This window comes from Tenacibaculum aiptasiae (genome assembly GCF_008806755.1).
Taxonomy (GTDB): domain Bacteria; phylum Bacteroidota; class Bacteroidia; order Flavobacteriales; family Flavobacteriaceae; genus Polaribacter; species Polaribacter aiptasiae.
Window position 1 is genome coordinate 96636 of record NZ_WAAU01000003.1, and the last position, 23371, is coordinate 120006.

General features: G+C 27.9%; 24 protein-coding genes. 11 read left to right on the top strand and 13 right to left on the bottom strand.

What is annotated here, in order from left to right; translation table 11 throughout:
- Nucleotides 1-136: 136 nt before the first annotated feature.
- Both F7018_RS00465 and F7018_RS00470 read right to left on the bottom strand, forming a co-directional pair.
- Nucleotides 137-586, bottom strand: a complete 450-nt coding sequence (locus tag F7018_RS00465) for a 3-oxoacyl-ACP synthase (protein WP_150898011.1) — start codon at nucleotides 584-586, stop codon at nucleotides 137-139.
- The gene (locus tag F7018_RS00470; protein WP_150898457.1) at nucleotides 583-1689 is read right to left on the bottom strand and encodes an NAD(P)/FAD-dependent oxidoreductase; all 1107 of its coding nucleotides are present in this window, start codon (nucleotides 1687-1689) and stop codon (nucleotides 583-585) included. Before F7018_RS00470 ends, F7018_RS00465 begins: the two co-directional genes overlap by 4 nt.
- Before the next feature lie 78 nt (nucleotides 1690-1767).
- Here F7018_RS00470 and F7018_RS00475 point away from each other — a divergent pair, with 78 nt between their 5' ends.
- From F7018_RS00475 to F7018_RS00495, 5 genes are all read left to right on the top strand, one after another.
- Nucleotides 1768-2259 carry a hypothetical protein gene (locus tag F7018_RS00475; RefSeq protein ID WP_150898012.1) on the top strand — a complete coding sequence of 164 codons (492 nt, stop codon included), beginning with the start codon at nucleotides 1768-1770 and terminating at the stop codon, nucleotides 2257-2259.
- Between the two features lie 83 nt (nucleotides 2260-2342).
- On the top strand, nucleotides 2343-3269 hold the full coding sequence (locus F7018_RS00480; protein ID WP_150898013.1) for a hypothetical protein: 927 nt from the start codon (nucleotides 2343-2345) through the stop codon (nucleotides 3267-3269).
- Nucleotides 3270-3425: 156 nt separating this feature from the next.
- Complete coding sequence (locus F7018_RS00485; RefSeq protein WP_150898014.1) at nucleotides 3426-4181, top strand: SDR family NAD(P)-dependent oxidoreductase; 756 nt, start codon at nucleotides 3426-3428, stop codon at nucleotides 4179-4181.
- Complete coding sequence (locus F7018_RS00490) at nucleotides 4174-5040, top strand: aldo/keto reductase (protein ID WP_150898015.1); 867 nt, start codon at nucleotides 4174-4176, stop codon at nucleotides 5038-5040. Before F7018_RS00485 ends, F7018_RS00490 begins: the two co-directional genes overlap by 8 nt.
- 2 nt (nucleotides 5041-5042) lie before the next feature.
- Nucleotides 5043-6182 carry an ATP-binding protein gene (locus tag F7018_RS00495; RefSeq protein WP_150898016.1) on the top strand — a complete coding sequence of 380 codons (1140 nt, stop codon included), beginning with the start codon at nucleotides 5043-5045 and terminating at the stop codon, nucleotides 6180-6182.
- Here F7018_RS00495 and F7018_RS00500 read toward each other — a convergent pair.
- From F7018_RS00500 to F7018_RS00510, 3 genes are all read right to left on the bottom strand, one after another.
- On the bottom strand, nucleotides 6179-8905 hold the full coding sequence (locus F7018_RS00500; RefSeq protein WP_150898017.1) for a CHAT domain-containing protein: 2727 nt from the start codon (nucleotides 8903-8905) through the stop codon (nucleotides 6179-6181). The genes F7018_RS00495 and F7018_RS00500 overlap by 4 nt on opposite strands.
- Nucleotides 8906-8937: 32 nt before the next feature.
- Nucleotides 8938-10182, bottom strand: a complete 1245-nt coding sequence (locus tag F7018_RS00505; protein ID WP_150898018.1) for a S8 family serine peptidase — start codon at nucleotides 10180-10182, stop codon at nucleotides 8938-8940.
- A 156-nt stretch (nucleotides 10183-10338) separates the two neighbouring features.
- Nucleotides 10339-10884, bottom strand: coding sequence for a hypothetical protein (locus tag F7018_RS00510; protein WP_150898019.1), 546 nt, complete (start codon nucleotides 10882-10884; stop codon nucleotides 10339-10341).
- Between the two features lie 115 nt (nucleotides 10885-10999).
- On the opposite strand from F7018_RS00510, the gene F7018_RS00515 reads away from it, so the two are divergent.
- Complete coding sequence (locus F7018_RS00515; protein ID WP_150898020.1) at nucleotides 11000-11557, top strand: RNA polymerase sigma factor; 558 nt, start codon at nucleotides 11000-11002, stop codon at nucleotides 11555-11557.
- 2 nt (nucleotides 11558-11559) lie between these two features.
- Complete coding sequence (locus F7018_RS00520) at nucleotides 11560-12282, top strand: tetratricopeptide repeat protein (protein WP_150898021.1); 723 nt, start codon at nucleotides 11560-11562, stop codon at nucleotides 12280-12282.
- A 6-nt stretch (nucleotides 12283-12288) separates the two neighbouring features.
- Here F7018_RS00520 and F7018_RS00525 read toward each other — a convergent pair whose 3' ends face one another.
- Nucleotides 12289-13482 carry a DUF1501 domain-containing protein gene (locus F7018_RS00525; protein ID WP_150898022.1) on the bottom strand — a complete coding sequence of 398 codons (1194 nt, stop codon included), beginning with the start codon at nucleotides 13480-13482 and terminating at the stop codon, nucleotides 12289-12291.
- A gap of 12 nt (nucleotides 13483-13494) precedes the next feature.
- The gene (locus F7018_RS00530) at nucleotides 13495-14868 is read right to left on the bottom strand and encodes a DUF1800 domain-containing protein (RefSeq protein ID WP_150898023.1); all 1374 of its coding nucleotides are present in this window, start codon (nucleotides 14866-14868) and stop codon (nucleotides 13495-13497) included.
- 241 nt (nucleotides 14869-15109) lie between these two features.
- Between F7018_RS00530 and F7018_RS00535 the strand changes: the two genes are divergently transcribed.
- Nucleotides 15110-15493, top strand: coding sequence for an ankyrin repeat domain-containing protein (locus F7018_RS00535; protein ID WP_246175015.1), 384 nt, complete (start codon nucleotides 15110-15112; stop codon nucleotides 15491-15493).
- 80 nt (nucleotides 15494-15573) lie between these two features.
- Here the strand turns inward: F7018_RS00535 and amaB are convergent, their stop codons facing one another.
- Nucleotides 15574-17115: an L-piperidine-6-carboxylate dehydrogenase gene (amaB, locus tag F7018_RS00540; protein WP_150898025.1), complete on the bottom strand. Its 1542-nt coding sequence runs from the start codon at nucleotides 17113-17115 to the stop codon at nucleotides 15574-15576.
- Between the two features lie 113 nt (nucleotides 17116-17228).
- Between amaB and F7018_RS00545 the strand changes: the two genes are divergently transcribed.
- Entirely contained in the window at nucleotides 17229-18269 is a 1041-nt protein-coding gene (locus F7018_RS00545) for an isoaspartyl peptidase/L-asparaginase family protein (RefSeq protein ID WP_150898026.1), read from the top strand.
- A 22-nt stretch (nucleotides 18270-18291) separates the two neighbouring features.
- Here the strand turns inward: F7018_RS00545 and F7018_RS00550 are convergent, their stop codons facing one another.
- From F7018_RS00550 to F7018_RS00570, 5 genes are read right to left on the bottom strand one after another with little or no spacing between them, the layout of a single operon-like run.
- Nucleotides 18292-18687, bottom strand: a complete 396-nt coding sequence (locus F7018_RS00550) for a hypothetical protein (RefSeq protein ID WP_150898027.1) — start codon at nucleotides 18685-18687, stop codon at nucleotides 18292-18294.
- A 12-nt stretch (nucleotides 18688-18699) separates the two neighbouring features.
- On the bottom strand, nucleotides 18700-20028 hold the full coding sequence (locus F7018_RS00555; protein WP_150898028.1) for a hypothetical protein: 1329 nt from the start codon (nucleotides 20026-20028) through the stop codon (nucleotides 18700-18702).
- Nucleotides 20029-20580: an RNA polymerase sigma factor gene (locus tag F7018_RS00560; RefSeq protein ID WP_317132373.1), complete on the bottom strand. Its 552-nt coding sequence runs from the start codon at nucleotides 20578-20580 to the stop codon at nucleotides 20029-20031.
- Nucleotides 20581-20596: 16 nt separating this feature from the next.
- Nucleotides 20597-21292 (bottom strand): hypothetical protein, encoded by a 696-nt coding sequence (locus F7018_RS00565; protein WP_150898030.1) that lies wholly within the window; start codon nucleotides 21290-21292, stop codon nucleotides 20597-20599.
- A gap of 5 nt (nucleotides 21293-21297) precedes the next feature.
- Nucleotides 21298-21648 (bottom strand): DUF4377 domain-containing protein, encoded by a 351-nt coding sequence (locus F7018_RS00570; RefSeq protein ID WP_150898031.1) that lies wholly within the window; start codon nucleotides 21646-21648, stop codon nucleotides 21298-21300.
- 74 nt (nucleotides 21649-21722) lie between these two features.
- On the opposite strand from F7018_RS00570, the gene F7018_RS00575 reads away from it, so the two are divergent.
- Both F7018_RS00575 and F7018_RS00580 read left to right on the top strand, forming a co-directional pair.
- On the top strand, nucleotides 21723-22697 hold the full coding sequence (locus tag F7018_RS00575) for a LuxE/PaaK family acyltransferase (protein WP_150898032.1): 975 nt from the start codon (nucleotides 21723-21725) through the stop codon (nucleotides 22695-22697).
- Nucleotides 22698-22758: 61 nt separating this feature from the next.
- A complete protein-coding gene (locus tag F7018_RS00580; protein WP_150898033.1) occupies nucleotides 22759-23370 on the top strand; it encodes a TetR/AcrR family transcriptional regulator in 612 nt (203 codons plus the stop codon).
- Nucleotide 23371: the final 1 nt, after the last annotated feature.

Consider the following 23371-nt stretch of genomic DNA (forward strand, 5'->3'; position numbering starts at 1 on the left):
CTACAGAAAAATACACTCTTACCAGTCTAAACACTAAAAAATGATAAAAGTGTACTATAAAACTTCTTTTCCTCATGAAGGGTAGCAACCTTTCCTATGATAAAACCGTTTTAATTTATTTTACCCTACTTTTTATTTAAAAAATTTCCTTTATTGTTTGTTTATTACCATTAAACACAAAAGATTCTGTTGCTTTTTTCCCTAGTAATAAACGTCCTATTGGTGAAGAAACTGAAACTGAAAAATAAACTTTATCTGCTATTTTTAATTGCCCAGAACTAATACTTAAAAAATACGCGTTTTTATTCGTTATAACTACATTTCCTAAGTGAGCCACATCTGTTACTCTTTCTAAATTAATTTTAGAAAGCGTTTCTTTCATTTTTTCAACTCCACTAAGTTGCTGACTTGCTTTTTCCATTTCTAACTGCAACATTGCTCTTCCTGTTTCATGTTTATCTCCAGCTGAGCTTTTTGTTTCAGATTGTAATGCTTTTTTATTAGATGAAATTATTTCTTCAATTGTTTTCATCCGTTTATTTACATAAGCAACACATTGCTTAAACAATTCTTCTTTTATATTCATACCAAATCTGCTAATTCTTTTCCAACCAAGCTACCTATAGCAACTCCCATTCCTCCTAAACGAACACCACAAAAAACATTATTAGACAATTGTTTCACAATAGCCTTTTTTTGATTTCCAACTCCCATAATACCACTCCACCTATGATCTATTTCAAAATTGTTCTTGGGTAAAATTACTGTTTTTAAAATCTCTTCTAATTTATTTTGAATTAACTCTGTTTGTCCAAACTCTACAGTTTCCTCTGCTTTAAAATCTAAATTCCTTCCTCCTCCAAACAATATTCTATTATCAATATTTCTAAAATAATAATATCCTTTATCTAAATGAAAAGTTCCTTTGATATGAAGGTTTTTAATCGGTTTCGTAATTAAAACTTGTGCTCTAGCAGGTTGTACATCTTCCTTAAGTAATTGTTTTGCAAAACCGTTGGTAGCAATGAATATTTTTTTAGTCGTAAATTCTATCTGTTTAGTTTTAACAACTATACTTCCGTTAAGTTCAGTATAATTTTCAACAGCTATATTATTAATAATTTTGATTCCAAACGACTGAGCTAAATTTAATAAACATGTAGCCATTTTACCAGTATCTATCTGACCTTCAAATTCATTTACAATATAATTTCCATGAATATTATTAAAACCAAAAATGTTTTCATTTACATGAAAAACATCTGATTTAAATAAAGGTTTTAACAATTCATTTATTTTATCTTTTTTACTCAAACAGTCTTCAAAAAAAGCATCATCTTGAAATAATTCGTATCCTTTATTTTGTTGAAAATCGATGTTTTTATCTCCTAAATTCTTTTTCAACAACTCTAACCCTTCCCATCTTTTTTTTACTAAATTAAAAACCTCTTCTTCAGTATGTGTATTTAAGTCGTCAATTAATTCAGATAAACTTCCAAAACAAGCAAACCCAGCATTTTTAGTACTAGCTCCCTGAGGTAAAGTTCCTTTTTCTAAAATTAAAATCTTCGATTTCGGGTATTTTTTCTTTAATTCTAATGCACAATTTAATCCGACAATTCCACTACCTACTACTGTAAAATCAACATTAGTAAACCACTCCTTAAGCTCCCAATAACTGTAATTCAACATCTTAAAAATATAAATATATTTGTACCTTGGCACACTACTTGAATGTCTAAAATTAAACAATAAAATAGTAATCCTATGAAATTATTCGGAATCTTAATATTAGCTTTTACATTTACTCAATGTGCAAGCATGAAAATGGATAGCAATCCTCCTTTTTCTGTAAAACATGCTACATACACTCATATAACAGGTGGTTTACCTGGTAATAATAGTCTTGATTTAATTATTGAATTTACTTCAGAAGATTCAGTTAATTTTGAAAAGGTTTTCTTTCAAAATAGAATTACGAAAGCTGTAATTGAAAAAAAACAGGATAAGCAATATATAGCCGCACGTTATAATACCTCAACAAATCAAGCTAAAAAAGATTTAACATTACATGCTGACCCTAAAGAAGAACATGGAAATACAGCTGGTGCAAAAAGCGAAAAAGATTTTCCTTTTAAATTAAAAGAAAATGAAGCCATCGTTACCTATAAAGTAGGAACTAAAATTCATTATTATAAAATAGAAAACATTAAAAAAGGAGAAAAGGTTTTTATGCCATCGGTAAAACCTCAATACTAAAATAAAAAACACCTCAATGAGGTGTTTTTTATTTTTGGCACGTAATTTGAAAACGTATAAGCATAACCATAAAATGAAAGCTTATGAAACGTATAAAATTACTATTCTTATTTATAGCAACAAGTGTTACTCTTACATCTTGTGTTGTACAAAATGAAATAATTGATGATAATGCTTTTTCATTAAACCAATTTATCTCTAGTTACGATTTATGGTATATTGATTACCATAGAACTACTGGTACAGGTGATGTTCCTTTCCTATCTAAAGCATTTACAGTATCATTTTTAAATGGAACTATGTATGCTAATAATAATATTGCAGATATCGGTAAAACAGGAAATGGTTTAGGAATTATAGTTGGTAGATATGGGGCAATAGGAACAGTTTTAGAAACACGTCATAATTTAGATGGAAATTACGACTTTGAGGTTGTTCAATTATCAAATAATGAAATTAGAATTGATGATTTATCACAAAATGTTAGTTATTATCTAATAGGTTACCAAAGAAATAATTTTGATTACGATAAATTATTTTATGAAAACATAGAATATTTTTTACAAGAATATATTGCTTGGGAAAGAATAGATGCAAAAGGAGGAACTCCAAATGCATTTGATGACGAGCATTTTTTACAGTTTACTCCTGAGAACAACGTAACATTTTATTCTTCTCATGATGCTTTTGGCACGAATATTGATATAATTAAGTGGGACTATGTGGGAGGTTATGAAGTAGCCAATATTTCAGGATTCGAGAATCTAAAACTTTTAACACTTAATTATGATGGTGGAGATACTGAAAGATTTGAGTTAAGCGTTATAGATGATGAAACAATAGAGTTGTTCCACTTAAGTTCAAAAACAACGTACACTTTTTCTGGTAGAGGATTTGTACAATATTTAAAAGGTAAAAACAAAAGTACTGCAAAGTCTACCGTAAGGAATAGCGGTAGAAAACGTACTAAAATACAACGAAAGACAGTTGATAGAAAATATTTAAAATAAAGTTTGGTTAGTTGATTTTTGGTTGGTGTAGTTACCAACTAAAAGGAACCGCCCCCACAAAGGGGCGGTTTTTATTTTTATAAACTTTTTGTTAAGTATCTTTATAAAGGTTTTATTTTTTAGTTGAATAACCTACCTTTAACCAAAACATAAATAATGAAACTTACTGCTCTTATTACTGGTGCTACATCTGGTATAGGTAAAGCAACTGCTGAGATTTTTGCTAAAAATAATATTCGATTAATTCTATGTGGCCGTAGAAAAAATCGATTAGATGAAATACAAAAACAACTAAGAAACTATACTGAAGTTGCTACTTTAAACTTTGATGTTAAAAATAGAAATGAAGTACAAAAAGCAATAAATAACTTACCTCAAGACTTCCGTCAAATAGATATTTTAATTAACAATGCTGGAAATGCTCACGGATTAAGTGCTATTCAGGATGGAAATATTGATGATTGGGATGCTATGATTGATATTAATGTAAAGGGATTACTTTATGTTACCAAAGCTATTGTACCTCAAATGGTAGAAAGAAATAGTGGTTTTATTGTTAATATTGGTTCTATTGCTGGAAAAGAAGTATATCCTAATGGAAATGTATATTGTGCTTCTAAACATGCTGTAAATGCTATTAATAAATCGATGCGTATTGATTTAAATAAGCATAACATAAGAGTTTCTGGCATTCATCCTGGAGCAGTAGAAACAGAGTTTTCTGATGTACGCTTCAAGGGAGATAAAGAAAAAGCTAAAAATGTTTACAAAGGTTACAATGCTTTACAAGCTGAAGATATTGCCGATATTATTCATTTTGTAGTTACCAGACCTTATCATGTTAATATTGAAGATTTAGTAGTATATCCAACTGCACAAGCTAGTGCAACAATTTTAAATAAAAATGTCTAATTATTCAGAACTAATTGCTGGTTGTATGACTTGGGGTATTTGGGGTAAAAACCTAAACACTCAAGAAATGAGTACTCTAATTCATACTTGCTTAGAAAATGATATCACCACATTTGACCATGCTGATATTTATGGTGATTATACTACTGAAGCTGATTTTGGAAAGGCTTTTATTGAAAGTAAAGTTAACCGTAATCAAATTCAGTTAATTTCTAAGTGTGGTATTCAATACGTTGGAAAAACAAGAAACAATAGGGTAAAATATTACGACTATTCAAAAGAATACATTATTTGGAGTGTAGAACAATCTCTTAAAAATTTACAAACTGAATATTTAGACTTGTTATTATTACACAGACCTAGTCCTTTAATGCAAGCTGATGAAATTTATGAAGCGATTGACCAATTAAAAAAACAAGGTAAAATTATTGATTTTGGTGTTTCTAATTTTACTCCATCACAAACTGATTTAATTAACAAGAAAAATTCTATTACAGTTAATCAAATAGAAGTATCGTTAACTCAATTTTCTTCAATGCTAGATGGTAGTTTAGATCATATGCAAACACATAATGTAAAACCAATGGCATGGAGTCCTTTAGGTTCTTATTTTAAGGAACATTCAGATCAAAATGAACGAATTAAAACAGAATTAGTACATTTATGTAAAAAATATAATGCTACTGAAAGCCAATTATTATTGGCTTGGTTATATAAGCATCCTGCTAAGATTACACCTGTTATTGGAACTACTAATATTCAACGTATAAAAGAAGCGATAAAGGCTCAGTTTATAAAATTAGAAACAGAAGATTGGTTTTCTTTACTTGTAGCTAGTCAAGGCCATAAAGTACCTTAAAAATGATTAATAAACGCTTACTTATTAAAAACTTATTATCTCATAATGATGAGAATAGTTTTTATGATAAAAAGCAAAAACTTTCTTTAAGTTCTAAAGAAGGAAAAGCTAAGTTTATTAAACATATCTGTGCTTTATCAAATTCTAATCCTCAAAATAACTCATACATTGTTATTGGAGTTGAAGATGAAGAAAACAAAATTGTAGGTGTTGATTTTTATGATGATAGTAAAATTCAGAATTTAGTCAATGCCTATTTAAACAATCCTCCTAAAGTTGAGTATGAAAATGTTCCGTTTCCTCGTTTACCTCGGCATAAAGTAATTGGGTTAGTAACTATTTACCCTAACGAACAGGTTACTTCTTTATCTAAAAACGCTTGGAAATATCGTAAAGGAACAGTGTTTTTTCGTAGAGGAAGTAATTCTATTCCTACAGAAAACATACTAGAGCACAAAAATGAAAATGCTCCTATTGTAGAAGCTATTGAAAAAAATGCTAGTAATAATATTCAACTTACTTTAGATGGTGTTTTTGATTTTATCAATAACCATAAACCAGAATACAATCCACAATACAAAGTTTTTAATGAACAGTTTGTTCTGTGTTGGGCAGGCAAAAAAAAGCTTGTTAATGACGAAGAATTTTTAACTCGAGTAGACATCGAATTAATAAACGAACAGGTTCGTTTATTTTTTTCAGCGCTAGATGATGTGCAAATAAGTTACAACGAGCAATCTTTTATTATTACCGAATATATAGTTTTAGGGATTGATAAAAGTGAAAAACGATATCCTTTAGAAAAAACTATTATTAATTTTAAAGATAATGGAAAACACGATATTGTTACCGAATTCCTATTTGAACCTCCTCAGTATGATAGCACCATTATTAATCATATTTATAATAACAACAACATTATTACTAACAAAATAGAAAATAATATAGCTTTATCTGTTATAGAGCATGAAGATGTTTTTAAACTACCTACCTCCTACTTAATTTGCTATTTAAATGGTTTTTTAGATGCCCCAACTCAACTAAGAAAAGCTAAAAGTTATATTAAAAATTTAGATGACAAAACTACTTATATTAAATACAAAGAAGCTATGCGAGTATTACGTAAAGTAAAGTATAATTAACGTTTATGTTTTAAACGTTTTTTTGAATATTTTAAAATATAAAGAATTAACAATAAAGCCACTAATATAACTACAAACATGGTATAATTCTTATTATGGGGTAAAGGACAATCATTACCTGTAATTGTAGTAACTGCCCAATAATAAGGAGAGCTTAAATTTGTGTTCTTATATTTCTTTAGATATTTCCTTTTTGCAATAGCTAAGCTTGTAGATTTTGGATTCCCGCTTTTCAAAGCTTTTAAGAAGTTTTTCAAAATTTCAGTATTATATTTCTCATTTACCTGCCATTGTGTAGACAATACACTCTTTGCTCCTGCATTTAAAAAACCTCTTGTTAAATTAAAATTTCCTTCTCCTGTTTGTAATCTACCCATTCCTGTTTCACAAGCATTTAAAACCACAAAGTTTTTAGGGCTATTAAGGAAAAACAATTCGTTTAAGTATAATTTTTGATCGTATAAAGCAATCCAAGGAATTTGATTTTTCCCATCTGCATGACTAGAAATAAAAATTGAAGAAGCTTTTTTAAACTCTTTTATAAAATTTTCTTTTAATACTTCTTCATTAACAAACATTTTATCATTGAAAAAAGGTTCTTTTTTTACTGTTAAAGAAGTAAAGCTGGTGTCTTTAAATTTATTAACTATAAAATTGTACTGACGTTTAAAAAATGGTGTTTGCAAAGAATTATTTAATAACGTTAATGATAATGAATTATGGTATACTAATTCTTTTTCTTCTATCAAATACTTAAAACCACCATCTTTATTTATAAAAGGGATTAAGGCGTCGAATGAAATATTATTTAAAATACCATCAGTTACTATTGAATATTTATTATAATGCTTAAAATAAGACGTTATTTCTTTTGGAAATAGTATTTGATATAATTTATTAGATATATTCTTAAACGTGCTTAATTCTTCTTTGTATTGGATAGGTGATAAACATAATTTTTTATATCTCTTTACTAAAGAAGCTAATTCATTGTAATTTTTTAGAGGTAAAACCTTATACTTATTTTTAGATAATACCAATATAAACCCACTATCTTTTCCTAAAATATAAGAAATAGCTAATTCATCATTTCTTAAATTCTTCTTTGCAGCTTTTATAGTAGTTATAGGAATGCTTGTTTTATACCTATAATAGTTTATATTATTTCTTTCCAGAGTATTTAAAAAAGTAAAATACTTTTCTTTAGTTAAAAATAAACTATCCTTAAATGCGGCTTTTTGAGTTCGGTTTATTTGTTCGTTAAAATGTAATATTCGCCTTTTTAAACTGTCTTCTTTTTCTATTAAAAAATCTGAAAGATTGGCTAATTTTTTAGCAAATTGATTATTCGTATTCTCTAAAAGTAGTATTCCTTTACTTTTTTCTATATAATAAAAAACCTCCTTCAGTTTATTTAAACGGTAACAAATTTTAACAGCATTAATATAAAAATCTCTCCCTTCTTCTCTCCAAAAAAGTTTAGATATTCGTTCTTTACTTGTATGATGAATAGCGTCGAATTGAGAATCTATTTTAGTTAATAATTCATAAGCTTCCTGCAAAATACGAGTACTTTGTTTTTCTTCATAAAAAGTAATTAGTGCATTCAACTTATCTAAATGATACCCCAATAGTTCTTTAAAATAAATTGTTGTAGGAAATTCATCAGAACTATTTAGTGATATTGTTTGAATAGCTTTATCATAATAATAAAAGGCTTTCTTAAATTTAGATTCTGAAAGATATACATCCCCTAAATTATTATACAAAGCACTTTTTCCTAATAGGTTTTTTGAATTTGTATACTTAAGTCCTTTTTGACAGTAATATTTTGCTGAATCTGGTTTTGATTCTTTCAAAAAAGGAAGAGAAAAATTATTATAAAAATCAACTAAACGAGTGGAGTCCCCCTTACTTAGTAACATTTTTTGTACTTCTTTATATGTTATAATCGACTCTTTGTAATGTTTATTACGATATAAAATACTAGCAGAGTTATAAAAAAAATCAAACGTATCTTTAAAAGTAGCATTAAAACTATCTTTTATAACTTTATTTTCTTCAGATAGTTTTTTATAAAATGAAAAAGATTTTTGGTCTTTCTTATCAATCAATAATTTCAATAAATCATTATTTACTCTGAATAACCTATCTTCTAATCCTAGTTTCTTAAATATTTTTCTTGCTCTATTCAAATAGTTACCAGCTCGCTCAAAATCACCTAAATTTGTATAAATATTTCCTTTTAATTTATAACTTTTAGCAAGCTGTTTATTAGGTTTTTCAGTATAAGAAATAAGCTCATCTAAATACTTTATAGCATTTGTATAATCTTTCAGTTCTTTATAAAACAAACCTAGATTAAATAGGTTTCTTTTTATTAAAGCAGTTTTAGTTGAATCTAAAGTATTTCTAATCGATTGCTCTTTTTTTAAGAAATAAATTCCTTCTTTTAATATCCAGGGTGATTTTTTTCGTTCTCTCCAGAAAAAAACAACTGTTTTATAACATAACTCAGCAGCTATTTGTTGATTCTTTTCATTCTTTAATTTCTCTTTAAACACCGCTACTTTTTCAGCAGTACTAATACTTTTTAAACCTACAATACTATCAAACTCTTCTTTATTAAATTGCTGAGAATAAACCTGAAAACTAAAAGCACATACATAAATACACAAAAAACATAATTTTAATAATTGTTTATGTTTTTTGGTTGCATGCATAGGAATTGTATTTATTCATTCCTAATATACTGCTATAATTCTAAATAAGCACTGTGTTTTATCAAGTTAAGGTTTGATGAAGGAATACTATGCTGAAGTATTTCATGGTACCATTCATTTATTGACATACCTGTTTTATACAATGATGCATTAAAACCCGAAGCCTTTGCACTAGAATATGATGTTCCACTAATAAAAACAGGTCCATTATTTGAAGAGGTATAAAAAGGAATTCCTAGTCCTTTCACTCCAATATCTACTGAGTTTTCACCATAATTAGATAATGAAATACTTCCTAAAACTAAATTTGGAGGTATTGTATTATCAATTGCTGTAACTGCTAGTATATTGTTGTTTTTGTAAGAAGATGGATAATGTGGTATAGCATCATTATTTTCACCAAGGTTTCCTGCAGAAGCGTTAATTAAAATATACTCTTCAATTTCATTAATATATGATTTCATTACACTTGATGGATTATTTTTCCAACCAAAACTCATATTAATTACATTAACTTTTCTTTTTATTAAATAGCTAAAACCACAGTTAATTGTAAAAAGTGAACTACTTCCATTAATATCAAAAACTTTAGCAGGAAGTATTTGAAAATTTTTAGGAGAATTGATTAATTGTTCATAAATAAAATAGCTTACACGTGTTCCATGACCACTATCGTCAATTGGAGCATTATTGTTATTAACAAAATTCCATCCAAAAATTTCGTTTCCACAGGTATCATTCATTCCTGTACTATCAAATAAAAATGGTTTCGTAAATTTAAAATACGATGGATTAATTCCAGAATCCAATACTCCTACAACAACATCTATTTTATCTAATGTATTTTTTTTAAAATTACCTACAGATACTTCCCGCTGCGCATTTACATTAGGTTTACTTATTCCACTAATATCAATGGTAATTTTAAAGTTAAGATCAGCTCCTTCCATATCGGTATCTGATTCCATTGATAATACTTTTTCTTCTAAGTCAGCAAAAGTTAAATTACCTGAAAAAAACCAATTTTCTAATTCGGGGTCTCCACATGAACAAACTTCAAAGTATAAAACATTATACTTTGCTCTAACAATTGCTTTTTCTGTATCGCTTAACCCTTTTTTAAAACGAATTACAACTGTGTTTTCTTGTTCTTGTTTATCAGCTGACCTACTTTTAGAAAGTGCATTTTCATTATTAAAATTCACTTCTTCAAATTCATTGTTTTGACAACTTATTACTATAAAAAGAAGTAGTATGGGTAGAAAATATTTTATCATTTTTAGTTAGTGTTTTTCGCGTTTATTTTGTTATTAATTCCAATAAAAGAACTGTATTAAAAAATTAACTGTATATCTTAAAGTAAAGACATACAGTTAATAAACTTAAATTAAAAAATATAAGTATCACAAAATGTTTCTACTTATTTTCTTTTTTTATAGTGCTTCACTTCCCCAATCGTAATATGCAACTTCAGGACATCCTGCAGATGGTTGTGGATAAAAGATATATAACACAGCTGCTCCATTTGGATTATCTGGTGTTTGATTACAACATTTAAACTCAACTACTTTACAAGTATTATTTGCTTCATCTTGAAGATCTTGTTGATCTTGCTCACTTATTATGCATGGATAAAAATCATCAATATCATCATCAATTGGATTAATGTTGATTGCTTTCATTGCATTTAAAGTATACGAATACCCATCTTTAGCACGATATGTTATAATCTTTTTGATGTTTCCTCTAAGAATTTGTTCTGATTCTCTAGCAGTTACATAAGTATCTTTAATAGTAGTTATTTTATCCCTACTATTTTGTTTGCATTTATAAACTACTGGTGTTAACACTAAGCCTTCTTTAGTTGCTTTTCTTGCAGAAAATTGTTCTTGAGATTGTTCGTTTACGTTTAAGGCTTCATCGTTTGAATTACAGCTAGCAAAAATTACTATAGCTATAAAAAATAAAATTTTTTTCATTGTTCGGTTAGTTTAATTATATATCTAGATTTTCTTTTTGCGTACTAGATTTAAACGCTGTTTTTTATTAAGAGTAATTTTAGCATCTTTGTTACTACTTTTTGAAAAAAAATCTATGACAGATGAAAATCAGAATTTTATAAAGCTATTTATAGAGGGTAAACAAGAGGTTTTAGAGAAAATTTATACCAAAAATTTTACTGGAGTAAAAAAATATATTCTGAAAAATAATGGTACAAAAGCCGATGCTTTAGATATTTTTCAGGAAGCCTTACTGATTTTATATTCTGGACTTAAAAGTGGAAATCTAAAAATTATAGCTTTTGATAGTTATTTATTTTTTACTTGTAAAAACCTATGGATTAAAAAAGTAACTAAAAATAAGGTAACAGAAACCGACCTAACTACTCTTATAAGTAATGATATTGAAGACAATACGTTCGAATTAAAAGAGCGTCAATGGGAATTATTTGAAGAAAAATTTAACCTCTTAAAAGATGATTGCATTAACATATTAAAATTAATGCTACAAAAAACTCCTTACGAATCAATTTTTAAAAAACTTAATTTACCTAACGAAAATGCTGCTAGACAAAAGGTTTTTAAGTGTAAAAAAAAGCTGTTTAAAATGATTCAAAGCGACAAAAGGTATAATGATTTGAAAGATATTTAATTATGGAGAACACTATTGAAATACAAACCGAACGTTACTTAGCAGGAGAAATGTCTTTTGAAGAAAAATTAGCTTTCGAAAAAATAATAGCTGATAATGATGACTTAAAAGAACATGTTTTCCTGAGTAAAAAATTAGTTGAAAAACATGAGTATACTAATTTCAAAAATAATTTACTATCGGCTGAAAAGAGTTATTTACAAACTACTAGAAAAAAATACAATTACCTTTATGGATCTATAGCTGCTACTATAATAGTATTGGTTGGTCTTTTCTTTTATTATCAATCTATTCCTGTTGGTTTACATAAATTATATGCTATTCATTCTAATAAAGTAGAGATGCCTTCTTTTATCGTTCAAGGGAATAATCAACAACAAGCTCTTGAAGAAATTGAAATTGCGTTTAAAAACGAAAACTATCAAAAAAGTTTAAGTTTATGTAATCTTCAATTAGATACTTCTTCTAAACCCAATCCTAATGTTCTAATTTATAAAGGAATTTCTTTGTTAAAACTGCATAATGAAAAAGAAGCTTTAGTCACTTTCAATAAATTAAAACAAAGCGATGCTATTGATGCCAGTAAAGGAAACTGGTACGAAGCCATAACCTACATGAAATTAAATAATAAACCCGCTTTGAAAAAAGCTTTAGAAACTATTATTAAAAATCCAACAAATTATAACTACAAGAAAGCTAGAAAAATTTTAAATTCTTTAGATTAATAGTTCTTACACAAAACTTAATTTAGAAAATTGTTTATTTAAAATTTGTGTATCATCCACTTGCAACCATTTATCTAAAAGTGTAGCATAAATTTCTCTGAAGTCTATTTCATATTTTAAATCACCATTGGTATCTAAATTTTGTAAATCAGGCAGTCCATTATATAAACCTTGCTTTTTTAAATGTTTTCCTATTATAAAAACATTATTAGCTGTTCCATGATCTGTTCCATTTGCCGCATTTTGTTGCACTCTCCTACCAAATTCTGAAAACGTAATTATCAACACATCTTCTAGCTTATTACTTTTCTCTAAGTCATTTACAAAAACCTCCATACTCTTAGCGTATAAGTCTAATAAACGAGCTTGTCTATTTACCTGATTTGCATGTGTATCAAAACCACTTAAGGCTGCATAATATACTTGTGTTTCTAGTCCTGAATTAATAAATCCTGCAATTGTTTTTAATTGTTTTCCAAAAACATTTTTTGGATAGCTTGCTTTAGATATTGTAGTTTTACTTTTTTCATGAATATCTTTTGCCGAAGATTTAGCATCTATCATTGTGTTATATAAATATCCCAGATTATGCTCACTTAAATGTGTATCATTATAATTATTTAAAATTTCGGTAAAAAAAGGCTGTTTAAGCGACTGATATAAAAGTTTGGGGTTAGTTACTGCCAAACCATTTTGCAGCTCTCCTTTTAGCATTAAAGAGAGACTTTCGTCTACTTCAATGGCTTTATATGGTTTTGAATTGGTTGTATCTAGAAAACGCCCTATCCAACCACTTTGTAAATATTCATTACTATCGCTTGCTGTTTGCCAAATATCAGTAGATCTAAAGTGTGAACGGTTTGGATTTGGATATCCTACATTGTTTATAATGCTCAAATAACCTTTATCGTATAATTTTTGAAGTGGTGCTAAGCTTTTATGTAAACCAACCTCATCATTCAACCTTAATAAATTGTTTTTAGGTATGGAAATTCCGTTTCTTTTTTGATAATAAATATCATTTCTAAAAGGCACAACGGTATTTAATCCATCATTTCCTCCTTTTAATTGAACAATTACTATTTTTTTATTACTAAAGAGCTGTTGTGCTTGCTGCTCAAATGCTTTTACAAACTGAGGTACAAAAAATAATCCGCCACTTGCTAATGAAGTTCTTTTTATAAAATTTCTTCTATCCATCTCTTCTCTTTTTTAACATAATTGATATTCTGGTAACGACATTAATTGCACGCAAAAATCTTGTTTTGATACTAACTCACTATTTTCTAAAACTTCTAATGTTCCTTTATTTATTGGACTTATAAGAATTTGTTTAATTAATTCTTTATTTGATTGTGTTGGAAAATTATTCTCAAAAGAGGTCCAATTTGGTGTTGCTTTTATAAAAGTTCTTCTTCTTAATCTTTTCTCACTAAAACTTCTCACCTCATCTTCTAAATCCCCTTTATCTGAATACGTTATTTCTGCATTGTTCAACAATACGGATGACAATCTTAATCGAGTAACTATGGTATTACTATCTATCCATGTTTTTCCTCCCTTCCACCCTGCTACATTGGGAGGTCTCAATAAAATTTGTCCTAATAACTTCTGAATTAACAAACTGTGTTTGTTTTTTTCTATAGTGAATGGAACTACTGTATGTAATCCTACTAAAAATTCAATGGGTGACTTTATCTTGGTTCCTATATTTTCTTCTTCATAAAACCATTCGGAAGTCAATACAAAAAACATTAATTCTTCAATATTATAATTTGGATAAAACACCGAAACCATTTTATTAACATGTTCAGAATTAAGATTTTCATTTACAAAATAGCCATAGATTTTTTCGCAAATAAATTGTGCACATTGCTTCTGTTTTAGAATAATATCTATAATATCGTTTCCATCAAAATTTCCTGTATATCCTAAAAATATCTTTTCTCCTTCATCATGTTGACGTCTACGCATTTTAAATTCACCAAAAAAATTATGATTATAACCAGTAAATGCTCTTGCACTTTCTTTTATATCTTTTTCAGTATAATTTCCTTGTCCTAAAGTAAAAAGCTCCATGAGTTCTCTTGCAAAATTTTCGTTTGGACTTTTCTTTTTATTCTGTTTATTGTTTAAGTATTTTAACATAGCAGGCTCTTTTGAAATTACTTTAACAAAGGTTCTAAAATCGCCTAATGCATGGGTTCGCAACGCATTGTTATATTGCTTGGCAAACAGCACGTTTTTATCTTCACAAACAAAATGATTAGCCCAAAAAAGCGTCATTTTTTCTCGTAACAATTCCTTTGGTGAATACAATCTATCTAACCAAGATTTATTTAATTCGATAATCTTTTTTCTGCTCATTTTCATGAGTTCTCTTCGTTTCTTTTTATTTTTCAAATCTTCTCTCGTAAGATTTGAAATAAAAGAAGTATCTATTTCTAAAGGGCGTATTTTTTCTGACTCTTTAAATAAAGTTTTTATAATTTCTTTTTTGGGTTTGTACTTATATTCTTCTATTTCTACAGGAGTAATTCCAAAACCAATTCTGTTATATAAATGTTGTATGTGCCTTGTTTCCATATTTATTTTGACACCTATTTTATCAAAAGGTTTAAAAATTTAATTCTCAAAAATATTTTTCTTTTCTTAAACACAAAAAAACAACTACCTAAAAAACAATCATTTAACTATAGGTTGTTTTTAATTTTAAGAGCATTTTAAGAACAATTATTAAATATATGTTAACTATTAATTTTTAGTGAAACGTTTTTTTTCTATGGGCGTCTATTAGTCGTAATCCTAATCTAAAAAACTCAACATCATGAAAAAATTAATCTTAACCGTATTCGCTATCGTAGTATCTTTTGGAACCATTACAGCTTCTGATTTACATAAACCAACTTTTAAAACATCAATTGAATATCCAAACGTTAGTACATTATGTAAATTGATAAAAGCTGGAAACTATGACGCTGTAAAAAGTTTAATAGAAAATGGAACAAATATTAATAGAAAATCCACTGGCTTAACTCCATTAATGTTTGCAGCTAGATATAATAAAGTAGACATTGTTAAATTATTAATTAGTAAAGGAGCAAAATTATACACAAAATCAGAAAAAGGTGATTTTACAGCTCTTGACTATGCGAAAATGTCTAAAGCCCATGAATCTTACAAGATAATTAAAGAGGCAATGGATAAGTAACAAAAAAACTAACTATCTCAAAATAAAAAGTCACATCATTAAGATGTGACTTTTTTAATTTATCTCTAGATAAATATCTATTATAAATCGAACTTAATTCCTTGTGCTAATGGTAACTCATCAGAATAGTTAACCGTATTCGTTTGTCTTCTCATATAAACTTTCCAAGAATCAGAACCAGACTCACGTCCTCCTCCAGTTTCTTTTTCTCCTCCAAAAGCTCCACCAATCTCAGCTCCTGAAGTACCAATGTTTACATTAGCAATACCACAATCAGATCCAGCAAATGACAAGAATCTTTCAGCTTCTTTCATCTCACTTGTCATTATTGATGATGATAATCCTTGTGCTACTCCATTTTGTAATTCAATTGCATTTTCAACATCTCCTGAATACTTCATTAAATATAAGATTGGAGCAAATGTTTCATGTTGAACGATTTCAAAGTGGTTTTCTGCCTCTATAATTGCTGGCTTAACATAACATCCGCTTTCGTATCCTTCTCCTTCTAAAACGCCTCCTTCTACTAATACTTTTCCTCCTTCTGCTTTTGCTTTTTCAATAGCAGCTAAATAAGTATTTACAGCATCTTTATCGATTAATGGTCCAACGTGATTATTTTCATCTAATGGATTTCCAATTCTAATTTGTCCATAAGCACCAACAATAGCGTCTCTTACTTTATCATATACAGATTCGTGAATAATTAATCTACGAGTTGATGTACAACGTTGACCACAAGTCCCTACTGCTCCAAATACTGCTCCTGGAACAACTACTTTTAAATCGGCTGTTGGAGTAATAATAATAGCATTGTTTCCTCCTAATTCTAATAATGATTTACCAAAACGCTCAGCAACCTTAGCTCCAACAATACGTCCCATTCTTGTAGAACCAGTTGCAGATACTAAAGGAATGCGAGTATCTTCTGTAATATATTCACCCACTTTATAATCACCATTAACAATACAAGAAATTCCTTCTGGTAAGTCATTATCTTTTAATACTCCTGCAATAATGTTTTGACATGCTACAGAACATAATGGAGCTTTTTCAGAACCTTTCCATACACATACATTACCACAAATCCATGCTAAAGCTGTGTTCCATGACCAAACAGCAACTGGGAAGTTAAATGCAGAAATAATACCAACTACTCCTAATGGGTGCCATTGTTCTCTCATTACGTGTCCTGGTCTTTCTGATGGAATTACTTGTCCATTTAATTGACGTGACAATCCTACAGCAAAATCACAGATATCAATCATTTCTTGAACTTCTCCTAAACCTTCTTGATAAGATTTACCCATCTCATAAGAAACTAATTTACCTAATGGCTCTTTTAACTCTCTTAATTTATTTCCAAATTGACGAACAATCTCTCCTCTTTGTGGAGCTGGCATTGCTCTAAAAGTTTTAAAAGCTGATGTTGCAGCATCCATTACTTTATCGTAATCTTCTCTAGTAGTAGCTTTTACTTTTCCTATTAACTTTCCATCAACTGGTGAGTAACTTTCAATAATTTCTCCATTTGAAAAATTTATCGAACCTGTTGACGTTCCATCATTTATATCTTTTAAGCCTAATTGAGCTAAAGCTTCCTTGATACCAAAATCTGCCATTTTTATTGTAATTTTAGTTGTTTTAAATTTATTTGTCAAAACTACAAATAATTTTACATTTATATAAATCAAACAAAACCTTTAGTTTCTGTTTAATATTAAACAAAAAACACATGAAAAAAACATTTTTTCTATTTACTCTTAGCATCTTAATTCTTAGTTGTAACAAGCAAAAAGAGTCTTCTAATCCTCAAAAAACAAATGAATTTGCAATTATTATTCATGGTGGAGCTGGTACTATTTTAAAAAAGAATATGACCCCTGAAAAAGAAGCTGCTTATAAGGCTAAACTAAAAGAAGCTATTACAGTGGGATATAACATTTTGAAAAGCGGTGGAACAAGTATAGATGCTGTTGAAAAAACAATTCATATAATGGAAAACTCCCCTCTTTTTAATGCTGGTAAAGGAGCTGTTTTTACACATAATGAAACCAATGAAATGGATGCTTCCATTATGAATGGAAAAAACTTAAATGCCGGTGCTGTTGCTGGTGTTACAGATGTAAAAAACCCAATTTCTGCTGCTAGAAAGGTAATGACTAACTCAAATCATGTTTTACTTTCTGGTAAAGGTGCTTCTATTTTTGCTAAAGAACAAGGATTAGAAATTGTAGAGCCTAGTTATTTTTTTACTGAAAAAAGATTTAAATCTCTTCAAAAAATAAAAGAAAAAGAAAAAACAGCATTGGATCATAATAGTAAGTCTGCTTTTTATGACCCAGAGATTAAAGATAGTAAGTTTGGAACCGTAGGCTGTGTTGCTCTTGATAAAAAAGGTAATATTACTGCAGGAACATCTACTGGTGGAATGACTAACAAACGTTGGAATAGAATTGGCGATTCTCCAATTATAGGATCAGGTACTTATGCTAATAATAAAACTTGTGGTGTTTCATCTACAGGTTGGGGAGAATATTTTATTAGAACTCAAGTTGCTTATGATATTTCTGCTCAAATGGAATATCAAAATAAATCTTTAAAAGAAGCTACTAAAGATGTAATTCAAAATAAACTTACTAAACTTGGTGGTACAGGTGGAGTTATTGCTTTAGATAAAAATGGTAATATGTCCTTTGAATTTAATACTGCAGGAATGTATAGAGCTTCTATGGATAATGAAGGAGAATTAATAATTAAAATTTATAAAAACTAAAAAAGAGGTTTAAAACCTCTTTTTAGTTTACTGGAACTAATTTTTCTTCAAATATATCTTCTCCTTTGTTATCTTTCCCCTTCCAAAACTTGAATAAGTAATCTTCTTTTTGTGTTATTTGTACTGGGAATTTCAGTTCTCTTTCAATTGCGGTTTGAGAACAGTCTTCAAGAAATGTTTCAACTGATCTTATAGCTACAACTCTTGTAGTTCCTTGATACTGGTAATATAAGCTATGAAAACTATGGCAAGAATTTGGTAATTCATAAGTTACTTTTATTGTATCAATTTCTCCGAATTTAAAAAACTGTGGTACTGTAGCTTCCTTTATTGTAAGTAATTTAAATTGATAATTTGGTTCATCAACACTACAGGATGCTAATATTATAGTGAAAATAATTAAAGTTAGTTTTTTCATTTTTTTTCGTTTTTAAAATTTATATGATAGTCCACTATATATTCCAATTGTATAAGGTTGAAAACCATTTGCTGTATTTGAAAATGTATTCATTTGAACTTTAAACATTGGTGTAATATTTAGATTTAATTTATTATTTAATGAGTAATTAAAATCTAATCCTAAATTTCCACTAAAATTAATGGAACTTAAATTTGTTGCTGTTCCTACATCTTTAATTTTATCTTTGGTTTCTATATAAATGTTATTATCATTTAAAAACAATGTACTGAAACCTGATACTAATTTAGTATTAAATTTTTGTTTTTCTATTAACGTATATTTCAATTCAATTGGTACCTCAATATATCCAAATGTTTGCTTTAAACTAACATTATTTTCTATTATATTTATTCCATTTAAAACAACAGAATCACTAGACAATTCATTATTACTAATAAGAATAAATGATACTTGAGAATTATAATTTAAATTTTTTAAATTACTTCCAGAAACATTAGATACTACTGAAAGATTGTTTGTAGAAAAATCTAAATTTCTTTTAAAAAAACCTGTTTGTAAAGACCATTTTTTATTCAATTTATAATTAACTCTAACACCATAAGTAATTGAATTTTCTCCATTTGTATTGGATGCAAAACTTTTATCTAAAGGTGATGTCTTTGAAAAAGAATTTGAATTAATAATAGCTACAGTTGGTATTACTGACCATTTTGTTTCGATTACTTTTTCCTTTTTAATATTATCTAATTTAGATACTTCAGCTAAAAAATCTTTTTTCTTTTCTTTATTGAACACACTATCTGTTTTTGCTATTAATTCTTCATTTTCTTTTTCAGAAAAAATCTTTTTCAAAGCAATTTTTTCATCAGACAATAACCCTTTCTTATTATCCTTACTTACTTTTTCTTTAGTCAATAATATAACAGTATCTTCATAAAGAGGTTTAATCTGTTTCTTGTTTCTTTTTATCTTTTTATTTTTTAAAATATCTAAATCATAATTTTCCTTATACACTAATTCTGTTTGGATTGTATCTTTATCTATCTGTGGTATCTCTTTAAATTTGATTTCTCTTTGCTCTTCTTTATTTTCTTCTACAATTACAGGAATATCATCAAAAATTCTAATAGGTTCAGATTTTTCCTCTTTATAAATAAATAACATTCCAATTATCAATACTCCAGCAATACCACCATACCACCATAAAGGTATTATGCGTCTTTTTTTCTTCTTTTGAAGTTTTGATTCAATAGCTTCCCAAATTTCAGGACTTGGAGTAGTCTCAAAATTTTCAAGCTTTTCTTGAAACAATCGATCTATGTCTTTATAATCATCCATCTATGCTTCTTTTTGCTTTTGATAATGTTTTTCTATCTTTTGCTTTAATAATTTCCTTGCTCTAGATAAGTTTGATTTTGATGTTCCCTCTGATATTTCTAATAATTTTGCTATTTCTTTATGTGAAAAATTATCTAAAACATATAAATTAAAAACTAGTCTATACCTATCAGGTAATTGTTGAATTATATTTAATAAAAAATCAACATTTAAAGAACTTTCATTAACCATTATTTCATCTTCAACATCTTCTATAATCTCCTCTTTAACAATTCTTAATGGTGATTTTTTTCTATACTTTTGTACTGCTTCATTTATAACAATTCGTTTCATCCATCCTTCAAAAGATCCATTTCCTTTATATTTCTTTATTTTCTTAAAAATAATTAAGAAACTATCCTGTAAGGTATCTTCTGCATCCTCATAATTCTTAGAATATTTTAAACATACACCAAATAATTTCTTAGCAAAAAGTTGATAAACTTTTGCCTGTGCCTTTATATCATTTTGGCAACACTTTTGTATTAGCTCTTTTAGATTGATGCGTTTAATATTTTATTAAAAATAATTAATATTTAAACACAGGAAATCCATTCACACAATTTATTTCTACCGGTTTCATAGGGATACTGCAATTCGAAAAAATATTCCACTTTTTATTGTACGCATCTTCTTCTTTTGTATATGTTATTACTTTTTCTAAAAAGTCAGATACATTTATTTTATTTGAATATGCTATATATCCTTGAAAACCACCACAAGCTTTTGTTCCATATCCTATAAAATTCCAATCATTACTATTTACACAAGAAACGCTATTAGCTAATGTTTCTATTTCTGAAAATAATACCATTAACTTTTGATAGTCTTTTTCTTGATCTGTTAATGTTCTTCTAATAACCAATTTTTTTTCATCCAATGAAACAATTTCCCAATTAAAACTAAATGGAAATTCTTGAGATGTCACTTTGATTATTTTATTTTCTAATAAAAAGCTTCCTTTTGTGTTATAAAATGTTAATGGAGGTGTTCCACACCATCCTGATGTTCTAGTTATAAAATTTCCATCTCTTTCAAATAAAACACCATACTGTTCATCTGGTAGTTTATAAACACGCTCAAAAGTAGTCGTCTCTGTGTCTTGGTTATACACTGAGTTTGTCCAACTTCCTAATAATAAATTTTCAGGATTTATATCTACTTCATCATTCTTTTGACAAGATGAAATTATTATAAACAGAATTAGTACATACAGTCTTTTCATAATTTTTAGTTTTTTGGTAAATTTTCTGAGTCTTTTTTAATTTTAGAAACAATTTTTACTAGAACAATCTTAACAGTTGAAGCATCAGCTGGTAATGGTGAAACTTCTTTTTCAGAAACTTCAAGTACATATTCAAAACCTTCTTCATAATTAAATCCTTCTATATTATCATAAAAATATTCCCAATTTTTTCCTGTAGTTTCTTTAACTAATAAACATTTTTGAGTTCCTACTCCCGTACAGTTCAATCTTTTAGAAGCAACTAATATTGTTTTATCAATATTATCTTGATTCGACATACAGGACGTTAATAATAAAGTTATTACAATAGTTTTTAACCAATAAATACTCTTCATATGTTCTTCTTTTATTACTAGATGAAGAAAAATTAAAAAGGTTGCGTTAAATACTATTATTTTTGTCAAAGTTTATGAAAGATCAAGTTTTCAACATACAATCCAGAGAAGAATTTAACAATGTAGCTTTAAATGTTTTTAAACATCAGTTTAAAAATAACAAGGTATATCGCTCTTTTTGCGATTTGTTATACATCCATCCCTCAGATGTACAAACAATTGAACAAATTCCTTTTTTACCTATTCAGTTTTTTAAGACCAGAAAAGTACTTTCATCTACAGATGAAATTCAAGAAACTTTTTCTAGTTCTGGTACTACTGGAAGTATTACTAGTAAACATTTAGTAACCGATTTATCTTGGTATGAAAATAGTTATTTAAAAGGTTTTGAATATTTCTATGGTAATATTGAAGAGTATACTGTTTTAGCATTATTACCTAATTATTTAGAACGAAAAGGTTCTTCTTTAATTTATATGGTTGACGATTTAATTAAACGATCAAAACAGCCTGAAAGTGGTTTTTATCTCAATAATTTATCTGAGCTTGCTAAAAAACTTGAAGAACTAGATAAAAAGGGTAAAAAAATACTATTAATTGGAGTTTCTTTTGCTTTATTAGATTTGGTTGAACAATACGATTTTGGACTTAAAAATACCATCATAATGGAAACTGGTGGGATGAAAGGTAGAAGAAAAGAACTTATTAGAAATGAATTGCATCAAATTTTAGGTAAAGGTTTTGGTGTAAACGAAATTCATTCTGAATATGGAATGACAGAACTATTAAGTCAAGGATACTCAAAAGGTAACGGTATATTCAACTGTCCTCCATGGATGCAAATTTTAACTAGAGATACTGAAGATCCACTTACCACTTTACCAAAAGAAACATCTGGAGGTATTAATGTAATTGATTTAGCAAACTACAATTCTTGTTCTTTTATTGCTACTCAAGATTTAGGAAAAGTATATCCTGATTATAGTTTTGAAATTATTGGCCGATTCGATAATTCTGATATACGTGGTTGTAATTTAATGGTTTTATAAAAACAAACCAATTGGTCTGTTTTTGTTTTTTTCTCTATATTTGAGAAAATTACAGTTTATAATGGCCAAACAAGGAAGAGAAAAAATAGTTACAACTGCTTTTACTTTATTTTTAAATAAAGGTTATAAAAAAACCAGTTTAAACGACATTATTGTTGCTACCAATTCTTCTAAAGGAGCCATTTATCATCACTTTAAAAGCAAACATGCTATATATTTAGCAGCTTTAGACGAATACTTTTTTAAGCTGTATGAAGATCTTTTAATTGAAGATTCTCATGAAACTTTGATTAATAGAATAAAAAATAGGTACCTGTTTTTTGTTAATTTAATTGATTTTGTTGAAAAATCTGGTAAAGGTCTTTCCTTCCCTATTCGTCGGTATTTTTTATTTCAGTTAGAAAGTGAAGAAGATGAAACTGTACGAACAAAAATTATAGAAACTTTAAATGCATATCATAAAGAAATAGAGGCTATTATTCATACTTCTATAAGTAAAAAAGAAATAACAATTACACTTTCTACTTCTGTAATAGCACAACAATTAATGAGTATGATTGAAGGTCTTGCAATCCATCATTCAACTTTAGAAAAAAACAGTAAAGAATATTTATTGAAAAAATTCGATGAAGTTATCCAACCTTATATAAATCTATTAACAAACCAAAATTAGT